We start from the raw sequence: 14817 nt of genomic DNA, 5'->3' as shown, positions 1-14817 counted from the left end.
GTCGGACCCCGATCGCCCATCAGGGGGCGACGTCGCCGACACTGGCGAAGCCGTACCGATCGCACGGGCCGATGATCGCGATCTCGAACAGTCCGGAGCCGACATGGGTGTCGCCGTCTTCGGTGAGGGTGAAACGGGTGAGGTTGTCGACGGGGCACAGCATCTTCTTCCACGGCTCGATGGCGGGGACCTTCTCGCGCAGACCCTGCACGACCAGGTCGCCCTGCCACATGCCGTGCCGCCAGTCCTGCTCGAGCCCGTAGCCGGTGCCCACTCCGAGGTAGTGGGGTAGCAGGGGTTCGCAAGTGACGGTGAGAATCGTGTCGGGCTTGCCGTACCCGCCGGGGCGGTGGAACTCGAGGGTTCCTCGGGCGACCTCACGTGTGCCGGAGACGAACGTCAGATCGTGTTCGGGTCGGCCCAGCCACTCCGGCTCGCGGTTGCGATCGGCCCACACCTTGGTGGCGTCCTCGACGATCCGGCGGCCCCGACGATCCTCCTGCATCATCACGATGATCGAGAACTCCTCGAACTGCATGACCGTATAGATCCAGAAGAAGCTCTGTTCCCCGGCGAGCGCCGAATCGGCGCGCCGACCGGGCGGCTCCGCCTCGCCCACCGGTCGCACACCCCATGAGCGGTCACGGTTGCCGCGCCACGTGTCGTCGGTGACGGGGATCGCCTCGCCGTCCACGGTCAGCGTTCCGCTCCACCTGCCGGTCTGGACGAAGCGCTGCGTGTCGAACGTGACCCTCTCGAGCTGACGGTGGAAGTGCCGCGCCTCGAGCGAAGCCGGAACATCCGATTCGAAGACCAGGTCGAAGGACAGGTCCGGCGTCTCAGCAGCCGGCTCGAGCACCACGCGCAGTCGGTGCAGCCCCTCGAGGACCTCGATGCGCAGCGGCCCCACTGTGAGGTCCATGCGGTCCGATCCGAGTGCCCTCGACGCGCGAGCCACGATGTGATCGTCACCGTGGCGGAGCACCGCGAATGCGTCCGCTACACCGAGGTTGGGGTACTGGCCGAGGCCGATGATGAGGAACAGCGGTTCGCCGTCGGCGTCGAGGCCAGGGTGGCAGTTGAAGTAGTAGCGGTCGTAGAAGTTCCGGTCCGAGGTACCGACGCGACGAATCGGCTCGGCGATCTGGTGGATCGGGAAGTCGTCCATGGGGGAGAGCATCACGCGACTCCCTTCTCGTCCAAGCCGTTCCAGTAGGTGCCGTCGAGCATTCGTTCGAGGGTCGTTCGGTGCAGGATCATGTCGTCCGGGTCCTCCGGGGCTTCGGCCTGGCCGAACGCCACGGCTCGACTCTGCACACGGAACATGATGATCGCGTGGCGCAGTGCGGCGTACAGGGTGAAGAAGTCGAGGTCGGTTGGGGAGTAACCGCTGAGGTTGCGGTACGTCTCGGCGACGTCGCCGCGTCGCAGGAAGTCGGGCACCCCAGGCAGTCCCGCGACGCCGGCGAGATCCTCGAAGAAGCGGTGGAGGAAGACCATCCAGCCCAGATCCAGCTCGCGGGGACCGAGAGTGGCCATCTCCCAGTCGAGGACCGCTACCGGTTCGAAGTCGCGGTAAATGATGTTGCCGACGCGCGCGTCGCCCCAGCACAACACGGCTGGTCCGGTGACGGTGGGCCAGTGCTCGTCGAGCCACTCGAGCCCGCGGTCGATCAACGGCGAGCGCGGGCCGGTCTCGACGACCCAATCGTAGTAGCGGTGCAGGCCGTTCACGTGCGCGCACAGTGCCACGTCCGCGGTGACGTCGTCGGATCCTGGTTCGGGTGAGAGCGCCGGAAACAGCTGTGCGGGTTCGGGTATCGAGTGCAGTTCGGCGAGCACGCGAACCGACGAGTCCTGCAGTCGGCGTCGGTCCCCGGGGGAGGCCTCGGACAGCCATGAGCCGAAGGTGTACGGCATCACGTCCGGTGGGATCTGTCCGTCGACTCGCTCCATCACGAAGAACTCGCCACCGAGCGCCTCCGCCGAGGTCTCGGACCAGTAGACACGCGGCACCGGGACCGACGAGAGGATGCCGACGGTCTTGATGACCTGGTATTGCTGGTCCATGTCGTAGGAAGGGAAGACTGGTACCGCAGACGGGGCGGGAGCGATGCGCGCGACCAGGCCGTGGTGACGAATCTCGCCGTTCTCGCGCCACAACGCGTCGAACAGGATGGTCTCGCTCGACATGCCGTTCGCGTCCGGGACCTGCACATCGGTGACCGCGGGCTCCGCGTCGGCAGGCAGTTTGTTTCGGAGCCAGCGCTGCAGACGATTGGCGATCTGGGCGGGGTCGGTGCGGGATTCTCCCGGCCTGGCCATCTCGGAATAGTGCCGGTTGTTGGTCGTGTGGTCGAAACTCATGGCTCCCCTTCCATGGTGGTTCATCGAGTATCGGCTACGACATGCCACCAAGGGGACCGATCTGGCGTTTTGGACTGGATCTCGGGGACGGCCGCGACCGGTGTCACGGCCGCCCCCGAGGGTCTTGGCGGGCGAGCTAGTCGCGATCCCACTCCACGAGAAGTGAATTGGGGCCGCGCAGGGCGACGCCGACCTGGCTGGTGACGCGTGCCTGCTCGGCGGCACCGTCCTGTAGGCGTAGACCGGGCAACCGGTCGAGCAGGATCGTGAGGGCCGTGTTCAGCTCGGCCAACGCGAGCCAGCTGCCGGCGCAGCTGTGAGGACCCTGCCCGAACGCGAGCATCGACGTCGCGCGACGGGTTATGTCGAAGCGGTGGGGGTCCTCGTAGACGGCGGGGTCACGCAGGGCCGCGTTGATCGAGAAGATCATCGGGGTCAGTGCGGGGATCTCGATCCCGTTCCAGGTGGTGGCCTCGGGGCAGGCGCGCGGGAGCAGACCGACCGGCGGCTCCCAGCGCAGGCCCTCCCAGATGGCCCACTGCACGTGTTCGGCCGGATCCGAGCGCAGCAACTCCATCTGATCGGGATGGGTCAGCAACGCGGACAGGGTGTTTCCGAGTGCGAGCATCGTCGTGTCGGCGCCTGCCGGGAACAGCAGACGCAGGAAGGACAGGATCTGTTCATCGTCGAGCGTCTCGCCCTCGGACGATTCGGTGACGAGCATGGAGATGAGGTCGTCGCCCGGGTTCGCCCGTCGCTCCGCGAGAATCGGGGTGACGAAGTCGGTGAACTCCTGGGAGGCGCGCTTCGCCGCCTCGGGATCGAGCGGGAAGTAGAACAGGTCGTGCGCCCACCGATGCACCGTTGCCTCGTCCTCGACCGGCAGTCCGAGCAGTCGACTGATGATCAGGACCGGGTAGCGGGTAGTGAACTCGGCGACGAGGTCGACGCTGCCGCGGTCGACGAACCGGTCGATCAGTTCGTGTGCGAGGGGTTTGAGGATCGGTTCGATGTACGCCGCGATTCTGCTGCGCCGGAACGGTGGCGAGACGATCGCACGGTTGATCCGATGTTCGCGACCAGCCATGCACTGCAACGTCTTTCCGAGCACGGGGCCGGTCGTCATCGAGTAGATGGCGGACGCGGGGAAGGTGTCCTCGTCCTTGAACGCTGCCGATACCAGGTCATTCGTGAGCAGGAGGACGGCCTTCACCCCGGCGAACGGAACTACTGCGTAAGGCTTTTCGGCGCGAAGACGTTCGAGGATCGCGTGGATTTCGGGAGCGTCCTGGAACGCAAAGTCGACGCCCTCGATGTCGACGGTGTCGAGCAGTGTCGGTGCGGTCATCGGGGTGAAGCCTCTCAATCTGTGATACGAATATTCGTGTCACATGAGTCGAATATCGGTTACTGTGGCGAGTGTAGGAGGAGACGTGAACCGTGACAAGGGCGCTGCGGCGTCACCGCCGACCGATCGCGTGGTGTCGGTGATCGAGATGCTGGCCCGGAGCGAGACCTCGTGCAGCATCGCGCACGTTGCGGACTCCCTGGAGCTGAGCCGGTCGACCGTCGCATCCATCCTCGCTGCACTCGACGCCCGCCGTTGGGTGCGTCGTGAGCCCGATCTGACGTACCGTCTCGGTCCAGCCCTCGTCGGCATGGGGGATGCCGCACGCGAAGCACTAGGCATCCCGACCGGCTTGGACGAGGCACTCGCCGCCCTAGCCGAGGAGGTCGACTGCGGTGCGGCATTGGGGACCGTCGGCGCCACCGACCTCACGTTCCTCGCGGTGGACGCGGGCCGGGGCCGACTGCCGGCAGGCATCACGGCCGGCACCGCGCTGCCGCTGCGCGCACCCGCGGGTGCCGCGGTGATCGCGTTCGCCGACCAATCGCGGCAACGGGCGTGGCTCGAGAGTGCACCGCCCGAAGAGCGCGCCGGGTTGTCTGCAGCGCTCGGGTGCATCAGATCCAAAGGCGTCGGTGTGTGGGGCATCGGAGCGGCCGACCCCGGCATGCTCGACGTCCTCGCTGAGGTGGTCGAGCACCTCGCGGAGGATCCCACCCGGCACAACCTGCGTGCGCGGGTGCTCGCACTGCTCGGTGGGATCAGTGGGCGTCCCTACGCCGCCGCCGATCTCGGCAAAGACGCGTCTCTTCCGGTCAGCTACCTCGTGGCGCCGGTGTTCGACACCGACGGCCGGGCGGTGTGGGAGTTGCAAATCGGGCCCTTGAAATCCGCCGTAACGCGCGCGGAACGGACACACTACATAAAACACCTCACCCGAACCGCTCGGGAACTGGAGATGAGACAAGGAGCGAACACATGAGTGCTGCTGCGGACCTGGTCACGGAGTTCTGTGCGCTGTGGGCCAAGCCGGATCCCGCCGTGATCGCAAGCTACTTCACCGAAGATGCCGTGTACCACAACATCCCGATGGAACCGGTGAAGGGTCGCGAAGCGATTCGGGAGTTCCTCGAGGGCTTCCTGGCCACGTTCGAGGGAATCGACTTCCAGATCCACAAGCAGGTCGAGCAGGGCGGCATCGTGATGAATGAACGCACCGACGTGCTCCGCGGGCTCGGGAAGGAGACCCCACTGCCGGTCATGGGGGTGTTCGAGGTCGTCGACGGCAAGATCGTGGCGTGGCGCGACTACTTCGACATGGGTGCGATCACGGCCGCGTTCGGAAGCTGAGGACCCGCGCTCGTCCCCCGCGAATCGCAAGATGGCCTGGTCGATGTCGCGCCGGCGGATTTCGGTCGGCGCGGTGTCGCGGCGGCCTCCGTCAGCGAGTGACGGCGGTGCACGCCGCGGCGGGTATCTCGAGGCCGACCTCGGTGCCGACGGGGGCTGTGGTTCCGGTGGGTAGTTCGACGTGCACCATCACCGACCCGATCCGCACGTCGGCGATCGAGCGCAACCCCGCCGGGCGGGCACCGCAGATCACTCCGCGCGGAAGGTCCGGCGAGCCGTCGACTATCCGGATCATCTCGTGTCGGATCAGCAGAACCGCGGGTCCGTCGTCGGGCACCGGGCCATCCGGAGGAAGGTGCAGCGCCCCGAGGTCGGAATGATGAACACCTCTCTCGAGGTGCCCGTGAATCTCGTTGATGCCGCCCATCAACCGGTTGACCGCCCTCGTCGACGGTTGGGTGTAGGCGGAGCTCACCTCCGAGTGATGTTCGAGAACGCCGTCGATCAACACGGCCACGGAGTCTGCCAACACGGCAGCCTCGTGCCGATCGTGGGTGACGAGAACGATGGTCGGCGACAGCTCTTTCCGGATCTCCCGGACCAGTTCGTACATGTCCTCGCGCAGCACGGAATCGAGCGCACTGAACGGCTCGTCGAGCAACAGCACGCGCGGGGCGTTGGCCAGGGAGCGTGCAAGCGCCACACGTTGAGCCTGCCCACCGGAGATCGCGCCGACGGGGCGATCGGCCAAGTCCTCCAGGTGTACCAGTTCGAGGTATCGACGGGCACTCGAACGCGAAGCCGAACGTGACTGCCCGGACGCGCGGGCCGCAAACCCCACGTTGTCGATGACAGACAGGTGAGGGAAGAGCAGTGGTCGTTGGAATACCATCCCGACGCCCCGTCGTTCCGGCGGCAGCGCGGTGACGTCGACGCCATCGAGGGCCACCGATCCGCCTGTCGGGGCATCGAGTCCGGCGATCAGGCGCAGCGCGGTGCTCTTCCCCGACCCCGACGGACCGAGAATCGCGGTGCACGCACCCGCCGGCACCTCGAGGTCGATTCCGGCGAGCGCAGGATGCTGCTCACCTGGGTGATGACGCGCAAGGCGAGTCAATGACAGCGTCGCGCTCACGAGGCCGACCCCCGTACGGTGCGGGACAGGGTTATCAGCAGAACCAGGGGTGGGATCAGCGCAAGCATCGACAGGGCGGCCACCACGGAGTCGTTGCCGGTTCCCGAGGCGAACGAGGCCACGAGGATCGGGACGGTGATCAACCGTCCGCCCCCGATCAGCAAGGTCACGATGTAATCACTCCATCCGACCAGGAACGCCAGGAAGGCGGCACCAGAGAGTGCAGGCGCGAGCAACGGTATCTGGACACGCCGCAGCACTGTTGCCCGGGACGCACCGAGGGTGCGCGCCTCCTCCTCGTACCCGCGGTCGTAGGCGCCAAACGCCACCCGCATCACGTATGTCGTATACGGCAGGGCGGCGACGGTGAGGATCGCAACCACCGCGACACTGCTGGCAACGCCGGATCGAAGGACCAACACATCCAGACCTAGAGCGACGGCAAAGGGCGGCAAACACACCGGCGCGAACAGTATCGCGGCGACGACTCCGGGTAGGTGCACCCGACCGGAGAACAGTGCCCGCGCAGCGAGCGCGCCGAGTGGAGTCGCAATGGCAGACACCGACAGTGCCAGGGCTGTCGACGTCGCGAACGCGCGTGCCGCACCTGCGTCGGCGGCGCTACGCATACCGTCCAATCCCCACTCCTGCGGGAGGACGTCGGGAAAGGTCCACCGGTTCGCGAAGACCCACAGCACGAGCGGGACGAGCGGCACTACGAACCAGAGCACCAAGAGTGCGCGGACCGACGCCGCGGCCGCCCGTCTACCCAGGCGTATCACTGCCACACCGCCGAACGGCGCAACGCCCTCAGGGCCACCGCCGCGGTTGCCAGCGCCAAACCTGTGGTGACGATCGCGACCGCGGCCGCCTCGGGTCGCGTGGCGAGGTCGATCGAGGTGAACAAGCGAACCGCCATCACCGGCAGTGGTTCGGGATACGCGCGGCCCAGAATCTTCGCCACCTCGTAGGAGCCGACCGTGTAGGCGAACGCGATCGCCGACGCCGCGATCAGGGCGGGCAGGACCAGCGGCAAAGTGACCAGCCGCAACCGCGCGCGCCGTCCCGCCCCCAGCGTCGCGGCGGTCTCGTCGTACCGGGCCACCCGGGTGGCGAGCGTCCCGGCAACCACCAATGCGATGAATGCCGATTCCTTCCATGCGTACTCCGCGATGACGGCGATCCACCATCGACCTCCGACGAGGGCCGGCCATTCGCCCCCGTCGAGCCCCAGCAGTCGGGGGAGCAGTCCGGAATCGGCCAGCAGCAGCCCAATGGTGGCGGCACCGATCAGGTGCGGCACCGGAATGGTGAGGCTGGCGGCGAACATCGCCGTTCGCCGGCCGGACAGGACCGACAATGCCGCGCACAATCCGATCGCGGCGGCGAGAGCGGTCGAGACGACCGCGATAGCGAGCGTGAGCAGGGCAGAGGTGAGCAGATCCTCGGAGTTGGCGGTGTACGCCTCGAGGGTCAACTCCGGATTGCCGACCAGCGGCATCAGGCCGAGACTCTGCAACAGTGCGGTGCCCAGACCCGCACCGACGACCGCGAGCACCGGAATCACGGCGGGCAGCACCCACACGGTGTAGCGCCAACTGCTTCGACCTGGCACGCGGGCCTGGGCGCCGTCCGCCTTCACCGGCATAGGTTCATCATCGGCCGGCCTTCATCGACCCGCGAGGACGTTTCGCCGCCAACCATCGTCGAGCGGGGCGACCCACTGCGCCGACAATTCGGGGTGCGCGTTGCGGGAGAGAACATCGTAGGTCGGGACCACAGGCGACGACGGTAGCGCAGCGAACGCCTCACGGTCCGCCGGTGACAATCTCTCCAGGTCGAGAACCGTGAACTGCCCCCAGACATCGGGGCGGGCCGACGCGAGTTGCTGTTCGGGTGAGAGCGCGAGGTTGGCCACCACGCGGGCGGCGGCCGACTGCCCAGACGTCGAGGGGATGGCCAGGAAGCTGGCGTTGCCCACGGTGCCCTCGTCGAGCTGCAGCACCTTCGTCTGCGGTGGGTATGTTCCCTGCGCCACCAGATCAGTCAGTGTCGCCGGTCCGTAGGTCATCGTCATGTCCACCTGACCGCCCGCGTACAGGGCGTCGAGCTCGGACGAGGTCTGCGGATATGTGGTCCCCCCGCGCCACAGGGACGGGGCGATCTCGCGCAGCCGGTCGAACAGGGCCGGCGTCAGACGGTCGTAGTCCGCCTCGCTGAACTGGGCCGGCACGTTCTCCGCGCCGCCCGACACACTGGCCAGCACCTCGCGGACGAACACCGATCCGGTGAAGTCCGGCGGCGCCGGATAGGTGAATCTGCCCGGGTTCGCCTGCGCCCAGTCGAGGACACCGGCAAGGGTCGTCGGCGGGTCGGGGACCGCCGCGGCGTTGTAGACGAGGGTGAACTGCGCCTTGTGCCACGGCGCCTCGCAGCCCTCGACCGGGGTCCCGAAATCGTCGTTGAGCAGGGGATCATCCGGATCCGTGAATTTCATGTTCGGAAGGGTCGAGGTCCACCCACACAGCCAGGCACCGGCCTGCTTGCCCGTACTGAAGTTGTCGCCGTTGACCCAGACCAGGTCTACATCGCCGTCCGTGAGACCGGCCTGCCTTTCCGACAGAATCCGGTTGACGGCATCGGACGTGGACGCGACGGGCACCCGACGTAGCGTCACCCCTGCAGCCCGCGCCGCCGGGATGAGATACTCGTCGACGTAGCTGTTGCCCTGTTCGTCGCCGCCGTACATCCACACCGAGACCGTCTGCCCCTGGGCCTGCTCCTCGATCTCACTCCACGGCAGGTTCTCCGCGACCGGGGCTTCGGGGCCAGGCGCGGCGCACCCGGCGAGCAGCAACCCGACACTGAGCCCTGCTGTGACCAACGCGCGCACAGCAACGCGTGATCCTGCGGGTCGCGGTCGTGAGATCGATAGGCCTCTTGGTCGAACGAAATGCTTCACAGACACCCTCCGGGCGGTCCACCGCTAAGGATGGATCGGACGAATTCTTCGGTTCGGGAACACAACGACACCGCCGATGCCTTCCCGTTGAAACGGATCCAGGGCATCGTGGTGTCTCAGGGTGCTTCACAGCGAAGGTTAGAACAGAAGACAAGAACGAGGGTATGCGGTGGACATCGAAGAGAAGGTCCCGGCGGGCGGACGAGCGGGCTGGGACTACCGGCTCAAACTGGGAATCCTCGCCGTCATCATCCTCGGCGGTGCCCTCGTGGCCCTCAGTATCGACGTGCCGCATCCGGAGTCGCTGCGCGACCAGGTGGCCGCGGCAGGTGCGTGGGGGATGGTTCTGTTCGTCCTCCTCTACGCCGTCACGACTCTCACTCCCTTCCCAGCGAGCGCGCTGACCGTGGCCAGCGGTCTGCTGTTCGGCCTCGTGGCAGGGGTCCTCGTCGTGATCGTCGCCGCGACCCTCGGTGCCTGGATGGCCTACTGGGTGTCGCGGTCGCTCGGCCGCGGCGGGGTCGCGCGGATCGAATGGTCCAAGGTCCGCGCGATCGACTCATTACTCGAGCGCCGCGGATTGACCTCGGTGCTGATCGTGCGACTCGTTCCCCTGTTCCCCTTCGGCCTGGTCAACTACGCCGCGGGGCTGAGCGCCGTGAAGCAACGCGACTACGTCATCGGCACCGCGATAGGGATCGTTCCGGCCACCATCGGATACACGGCGCTCGGGGCGTACGGCACGTCACCGCTGTCGTGGCCCTTCGCTCTTGCAGTACTCGCGATCATCCTCCTGAGCGTCGGCACCGGTTACCTCGCGCGGCGGATGGGATTCACCCGAGTCGCCAACAACGTGAGCGGCGCGGGCGCCTAGAGCACGATGGCGGGGGGCCAGGATGATCGACCAGTATCTGCGTAGGAAACTCGACCAGCCACTTGCCCGCTGCGCCGCGTTGATCGACATTCCCGCGATCACCCCGGATCGGATCACCGGCGTGGGTCTGGTGCTCGGGCTCGGAAGCGCCGTCAGCGCCGGGCTCCAATGGTGGTGGGTGGCGCTGGTCCTGTGGCTGCTCTCCCGTCTCGCCGACGGGCTCGACGGCCCCCTCGCGCGCCGCCGCCGCGCCCGCACACCCACGGCCGGCGATGCGGGAGCGGGAGGATTCTTCGACATCACTGCGGACTTCATTGTCTACGGAAGCACGGTGGTCGGCGTTGCTGTCGGGGCCACCTCCGCATACGGTGCGCCCTGGTGGCCCTTCCTTCTCGTCCTCCTCGCCTACTACATCAACGGCACCGTTTTTCTCGCCTTCTCCTCGATTGCCGAACGCAGCGGCCGGACCCTGGACGACGGTCGGTCGCTGTCGTTCCTCGGCGGCCTGGCCGAGGGGGCGGAAACCGTTGTGGTGCACGCACTGTGGTTGGTGTTCTCGGCGTTCGCCTGGCAGATCGCGGTGGTCTGGGCCGTAGTGGTCGCGGTGAGCTCGGTCCAGCGGATCATCGCCGGGTACCGGGCCCTACGCTGACCGCCCCGACCGGACTGTAGCGCCTGCCGCGGGTACAGACTTTCAGCCCGGATTCGACCCAGATCCAGCGGTCTTGTTTTCTCGGCGTGTTGGGGATCGCGAGCGCTATTAGACGGTTAGCCTCCGATGGGCTGTCGGCATTCGCATCCGACCGCCAGTTCTCCCGCAGCATGGTTGATCCGTTTTGGTCCTCGTACGGCAGGAGAAAAATGTGAATCACCGCAGTAGTTCTCGCGCCCAGTCCACGGTCCAGGCGCGTGCCCCACGTCTCTTGCTCGGAGCGTTGGCCACGTTCGCGATGATGCTCGGCATCGCTGGGGCAGGGGCGGCGACCGCGGCGGCGGACACCGTCATCGACACTATCCCCGTCGGGAACGCTCCACAGGGGGTGGCGATCACCCCGGACGGAACCTTCGCCTACGTCGCCAACGCCCAAGCCAATTCCGTGTCGGTGGTCGACACCGGCACGAACATGGTCGTGGGCGCCCCCATCCCCGTCGGGCCCAGCCCGTTCGGGGTGGCAATCACCCCGAACGGGACCCGCGCCTACGTCACCAACAACTTCAGCAACTCAGTGTCGGTGATCGACACCGGCACCAACATCCCGATCACGACCGTCACAGTCGGAAACTTCCCGGCCGGGGTGGCCATCACCCCGGACGGGGCCCTCGCCTACGTCGCCAACTTCGGTGACAACACGGTGTCGGTGATCGACACCGGCACCAACATGATCCTGGGCGTACCCATCCCGGTCGGCAACGGCCCGGTCGGGGTGGCGATCACCCCGGACGGGGCCCTCGCCTACGTCACCAACAACTTCAGCGGCACGGTGTCGGTGATCGACACCGACACCGACACGGTCGTGGGCGCCCCCCTCCCGGTCGGAGGCTTCCCGAACGGGGTGGCGATCACTCCCGACGGCACCCGCGCCTACGTCACCAATTTCGGCGACAACACGGTGTCGGTGATCGACACCGGCACCAACACGGTCGTGGGCGTACCCATCCCGGTCGGAAGCAACCCGCAGGGGTTGGCGATCACCCCCGATGGGAAACGCGCCTACGTCACCAACCTCGGGAGCACCACGGTGTCGGTGATCGACACCGGTGCCAACGCGGTGGTCGAGACCGTCTCGGTCGGGAACGAGCCCTTCGGGGTGGCGATCACACCGGATGGAACCCGCGCCTACGTCACCAACCGTGATGACGACACGGTGTCGGTGATCGCCATCAAGAAGTGCCTCGGATCGTTGTGCTTCGGCTCCCTTGCGGGCGCCGGATCGTTGGTCGGCGGTGGTTCGACGGGCAGCGGAGGCACCGGCTCGGTGGCCGGTGGTGGTTCGTTGGCGGGCGCCGGTTCGGCTGGTAGCGCCGGCAGCTGACATCCGCATGGTGTAGGGCCGACCGGCACCGCGACCTCGACTGTGAGGATGGCGGCGCCGGTCGGTTCGGTGGTGGTCAGGATTCCAGATACGTTTGACGGCAGGGCAAATCGCGGTGGTCTGGGTCGCGGTGAGTTGGTTTCTCGGCGTGTTGGGGTCGATATAGCTATCTGACGGTTAGCCTCCGATGGGCTGCCGGTGTCCGCATCCGACCGGCAGCTCTCCCGCAGCATGGTTGACCTGTTTTGGTCCTCGTACGGCAGGAGAAGAATGTGAATCACCACAGTAGTTCTCACGCCCCCTCCGCGGTCCAGGTGCGTACCCCACGTCTGTTGCTCGGAGTGTTGGCCACGTTCGCGATGATGCTCGGTATCGCCGGGGCGGGGACGGCGGCCGCGGCCACCGTCGTCGACACCATCCCGGTCGGGAACAGCCCGCGCGTCGTGGCCATCACCCCGGACGGAAGCCGCGCCTACGTCCCCAACCAGATAGACGGCACGGTGTCAGTGATCGACACCGGCACGAACACCGAAACCACTACCGTCACCGTCGGAAATCAACCGATCGCGGTGGCGATCACCCCCGAAGGGACCCGCGCCTACGTCACCAACATCGCCGACGACACGGTGTCAGTGATCGACACCGGCACCAACACGGTTGTGGGCGCGCCCATCCCGGTCGGGAACGGCCCGGTCGCGGTGGAGATCACTCCCGACGGGTCCCGTGCCTACGTCGCCAACCTCTTCAGTGATTTGGTGTCAGTGATCGACACCGGCACCAACATCGAGATCGCGACCGTCACGGTCGGGAACAACCCGGAAGGGTTGGCGATCACCCCCGACGGGTCCCGCGCCTACGTCAGCAACTCCGATGACGACACGGTGTCGGTGATCGACACGGGCACCAACATGGTCGTGGGCGCACCCATCCCGGTTGGGGAGGTCCCGGTCGGGGTGGCGGTCACCCCGAATGGGTCCCGCGTCTACGTCACCAGTGTCGTGGACGACAAGGTGTCGGTGATCGACACCGGCACCAACACCGAAATCATTACCACCACCGTTGGAGATGCACCGTTCGGGGTGGAGATCACACCGGACGGGGCTTTCGCCTACGTCACCAACCAAAACGACGGCACGGTTTCGGTGATCGACACGTACACCAGCACGGTGGTCGAGACAATCACAGTCGGGAACGACCCGTACAAGCTGGCGATCACACCGAACGGGGCTTTCGCCTACGTTGCCAACCTTAGCGACGACACAGTGTCGGTGATCGCGATCGACCGATGCCTCGGGTCGCTGTGCAACGGCTTCGGCTCGCTGGGGGGTGCTGGGTCGGTGGTGGGCGGCGGTTCGACGGGCAGTTGAGTCAAGCGCTGTAGCGCGTTCCGCGTGTGCGGACCTTCGGCTCGGATTCGACCCGATCCAGAGGTCTTCCGGGTTCGCGTTTCCCGGCGTGTTGGGGATCGAGATGGCTTTCCGATGGTTAGCCTCCGGTGGGCTGCTGGCATTCGCATCTCACCGCCGGCTCTCTCGCAGCACGGTCGATCCGTTTTGGTCCTCGTACGGCAGGAGAAAAATGTGAATCACCGCAGTAGTTCTCACGCCCACACCCCGGTCCAGGCGCGCACTCTACGTCTGTTGCTCGCAGTGTTGGCCACGTTCGCGATGGTGCTCGGCATCGCCGGAGTCGGGGCGACGACCGCGGCAGCGGACACCGTCATCGACACCATCCAGGTTGGCGACAGCCCACAGGGGGTTGCAATCACGCCCCTCGGTATCCGCGCCTACGTCACTAACAACTTGGACGACTCGGTGTCGGTGATCAACACCGCCACCAACACGGTCGTGGGCGCGCCCATCCCGGTTGGAGATTCCCCAGTCGGGGTGGCGATCACCCCGAATGGGAAGTTCGCCTACGTCGCCAATCGTTTTGACGACTCAGTGTCGGTGATCAACACGGGCACCAACATGGTGGTCGCCACCGTTGCGGTCGGAAACAGCCCAAGGGGGGTGGCGATCACCCCCGACGGAACCCGCGCCTACGTCACCAACTCCACCTCGGTCTCGGTGATCGACACCGCCACCAACATGGTCGTGGGCCTGCCCATCCCGGTTGGGGACGACGCGTTCGGGGTGGCGATCACCCCGAACGGGTCCTTCGTCTACGTCACCAACGTCGATGACAACACGGTGTCGGTGATCAACACCAGCACCAACATGGTGGTCGCCACCGTTGCGGTCGGAAACGGTCCGCAAGGGGTGGCCATCACCCCCGACGGAACCCGCGCCTACGTGACCAACCGACTCGGTGACTCGGTGTCTGTGATCGACACCGGAACCAACGTGGCCGTGGGCCTGCCCATCTCGGTTGGGGACGGCCCGCACGGGGTGGCCATCACCCCGTTCGGATCCCGCGCCTACGTCACTAACAGCTTGGACGACACGGTGTCGGTGATCGACACCGCCACCAACATGGTGGTGGACACGATCACGGTGGGGGACAGCCCGGAGGGGGTGGCGATAACACCGTTCGGAACCCGTGCCTACGTCGCCAACCGCAATGACGACAGCGTGTCGGTGATCGCGATCGACCAATGCCTCGGGTCGCTGTGCATCGGCTTCGGCTCGCTGGTGGGCGGTGGTTCGACGGGCAGTGGAGGCACTGGTTCATTGGTCGGCGGTGGTTCGTTGGCCGGCGGCGGTTCGGCGGGCAGCGCGGGCAGCTGACACTCGCACCGTGTAGCGC

Annotated in this window: 14 protein-coding genes; 7 read left to right on the top strand and 7 right to left on the bottom strand. The window is 66.5% G+C overall.

Annotation, left to right across the window (positions count from 1 at the left end):
• Positions 1 to 19: 19 nt before the first annotated feature.
• The 3 genes from EGT50_RS10785 to EGT50_RS10775 form a co-directional block, all read right to left on the bottom strand.
• Complete coding sequence (locus EGT50_RS10785; RefSeq protein WP_127954265.1) at positions 20 to 1180, bottom strand: hypothetical protein; 1161 nt, start codon at positions 1178 to 1180, stop codon at positions 20 to 22.
• A complete protein-coding gene (locus tag EGT50_RS10780) occupies positions 1180 to 2367 on the bottom strand; it encodes a phosphotransferase family protein (RefSeq protein WP_127954262.1) in 1188 nt (395 codons plus the stop codon). Before EGT50_RS10780 ends, EGT50_RS10785 begins: the two co-directional genes overlap by 1 nt.
• A gap of 136 nt (positions 2368 to 2503) precedes the next feature.
• Entirely contained in the window at positions 2504 to 3715 is a 1212-nt protein-coding gene (locus EGT50_RS10775) for a cytochrome P450 (protein ID WP_127954259.1), read from the bottom strand.
• Between the two features lie 85 nt (positions 3716 to 3800).
• On the opposite strand from EGT50_RS10775, the gene EGT50_RS10770 reads away from it, so the two are divergent.
• On the top strand, positions 3801 to 4697 hold the full coding sequence (locus EGT50_RS10770; protein ID WP_127954256.1) for a helix-turn-helix domain-containing protein: 897 nt from the start codon (positions 3801 to 3803) through the stop codon (positions 4695 to 4697).
• Positions 4694 to 5065: an SgcJ/EcaC family oxidoreductase gene (locus EGT50_RS10765; RefSeq protein ID WP_127954253.1), complete on the top strand. Its 372-nt coding sequence runs from the start codon at positions 4694 to 4696 to the stop codon at positions 5063 to 5065. Before EGT50_RS10770 ends, EGT50_RS10765 begins: the two co-directional genes overlap by 4 nt.
• Before the next feature lie 91 nt (positions 5066 to 5156).
• On the opposite strand, the gene EGT50_RS10760 is transcribed toward EGT50_RS10765, so the two are convergent.
• From EGT50_RS10760 to EGT50_RS10745, 4 genes are read right to left on the bottom strand one after another with little or no spacing between them, the layout of a single operon-like run.
• On the bottom strand, positions 5157 to 6200 hold the full coding sequence (locus EGT50_RS10760) for an ABC transporter ATP-binding protein (protein ID WP_127954250.1): 1044 nt from the start codon (positions 6198 to 6200) through the stop codon (positions 5157 to 5159).
• The gene (locus tag EGT50_RS10755; protein ID WP_127954247.1) at positions 6197 to 6988 is read right to left on the bottom strand and encodes an ABC transporter permease; all 792 of its coding nucleotides are present in this window, start codon (positions 6986 to 6988) and stop codon (positions 6197 to 6199) included. The genes EGT50_RS10760 and EGT50_RS10755 overlap by 4 nt, the downstream gene beginning before the upstream one ends.
• Positions 6979 to 7848, bottom strand: a complete 870-nt coding sequence (locus tag EGT50_RS10750; RefSeq protein ID WP_127954244.1) for an ABC transporter permease — start codon at positions 7846 to 7848, stop codon at positions 6979 to 6981. The genes EGT50_RS10755 and EGT50_RS10750 overlap by 10 nt, the downstream gene beginning before the upstream one ends.
• A gap of 21 nt (positions 7849 to 7869) precedes the next feature.
• Positions 7870 to 9093, bottom strand: a complete 1224-nt coding sequence (locus EGT50_RS10745; protein ID WP_127954240.1) for an ABC transporter substrate-binding protein — start codon at positions 9091 to 9093, stop codon at positions 7870 to 7872.
• A gap of 238 nt (positions 9094 to 9331) precedes the next feature.
• Between EGT50_RS10745 and EGT50_RS10740 the strand changes: the two genes are divergently transcribed.
• The 5 genes from EGT50_RS10740 (at position 9332) to EGT50_RS10720 (ending at position 14798) form a co-directional block, all read left to right on the top strand.
• Positions 9332 to 10036: a TVP38/TMEM64 family protein gene (locus EGT50_RS10740; RefSeq protein ID WP_235870700.1), complete on the top strand. Its 705-nt coding sequence runs from the start codon at positions 9332 to 9334 to the stop codon at positions 10034 to 10036.
• Between the two features lie 22 nt (positions 10037 to 10058).
• Positions 10059 to 10688 (top strand): CDP-alcohol phosphatidyltransferase family protein, encoded by a 630-nt coding sequence (locus EGT50_RS10735; RefSeq protein ID WP_127954237.1) that lies wholly within the window; start codon positions 10059 to 10061, stop codon positions 10686 to 10688.
• A gap of 211 nt (positions 10689 to 10899) precedes the next feature.
• Positions 10900 to 12069, top strand: coding sequence for a YncE family protein (locus EGT50_RS10730; protein WP_268960678.1), 1170 nt, complete (start codon positions 10900 to 10902; stop codon positions 12067 to 12069).
• Positions 12070 to 12341: 272 nt separating this feature from the next.
• Positions 12342 to 13436 carry a YVTN family beta-propeller repeat protein gene (locus EGT50_RS10725; protein WP_235870699.1) on the top strand — a complete coding sequence of 365 codons (1095 nt, stop codon included), beginning with the start codon at positions 12342 to 12344 and terminating at the stop codon, positions 13434 to 13436.
• 213 nt (positions 13437 to 13649) lie between these two features.
• Positions 13650 to 14798 carry a beta-propeller fold lactonase family protein gene (locus tag EGT50_RS10720; RefSeq protein ID WP_235870698.1) on the top strand — a complete coding sequence of 383 codons (1149 nt, stop codon included), beginning with the start codon at positions 13650 to 13652 and terminating at the stop codon, positions 14796 to 14798.
• The last annotated feature ends 19 nt before the right edge of the window (positions 14799 to 14817 follow it).

The organism is Rhodococcus xishaensis, from assembly GCF_004011825.1.
In the GTDB taxonomy this organism is placed as follows: domain Bacteria; phylum Actinomycetota; class Actinomycetes; order Mycobacteriales; family Mycobacteriaceae; genus Prescottella; species Prescottella xishaensis.
Note: the sequence above shows the minus strand (reverse complement) of the source record. Positions and strands in the feature narration are given on the sequence as shown.

Coding starts and splice junctions, on each gene's coding strand:
- EGT50_RS10750 (WP_127954244.1), bottom strand. CDS start 7,848: ATGCCGGTGAAGGCGGACGGCGCCCAGGCCCGCGTGCCAGGTCGAAGC.
- EGT50_RS10775 (WP_127954259.1), bottom strand. CDS start 3,715: ATGACCGCACCGACACTGCTCGACACCGTCGACATCGAGGGCGTCGAC.
- EGT50_RS10735 (WP_127954237.1), top strand. CDS start 10,059: ATGATCGACCAGTATCTGCGTAGGAAACTCGACCAGCCACTTGCCCGC.
- EGT50_RS10780 (WP_127954262.1), bottom strand. CDS start 2,367: ATGAGTTTCGACCACACGACCAACAACCGGCACTATTCCGAGATGGCC.
- EGT50_RS10785 (WP_127954265.1), bottom strand. CDS start 1,180: ATGCTCTCCCCCATGGACGACTTCCCGATCCACCAGATCGCCGAGCCG.
- EGT50_RS10765 (WP_127954253.1), top strand. CDS start 4,694: ATGAGTGCTGCTGCGGACCTGGTCACGGAGTTCTGTGCGCTGTGGGCC.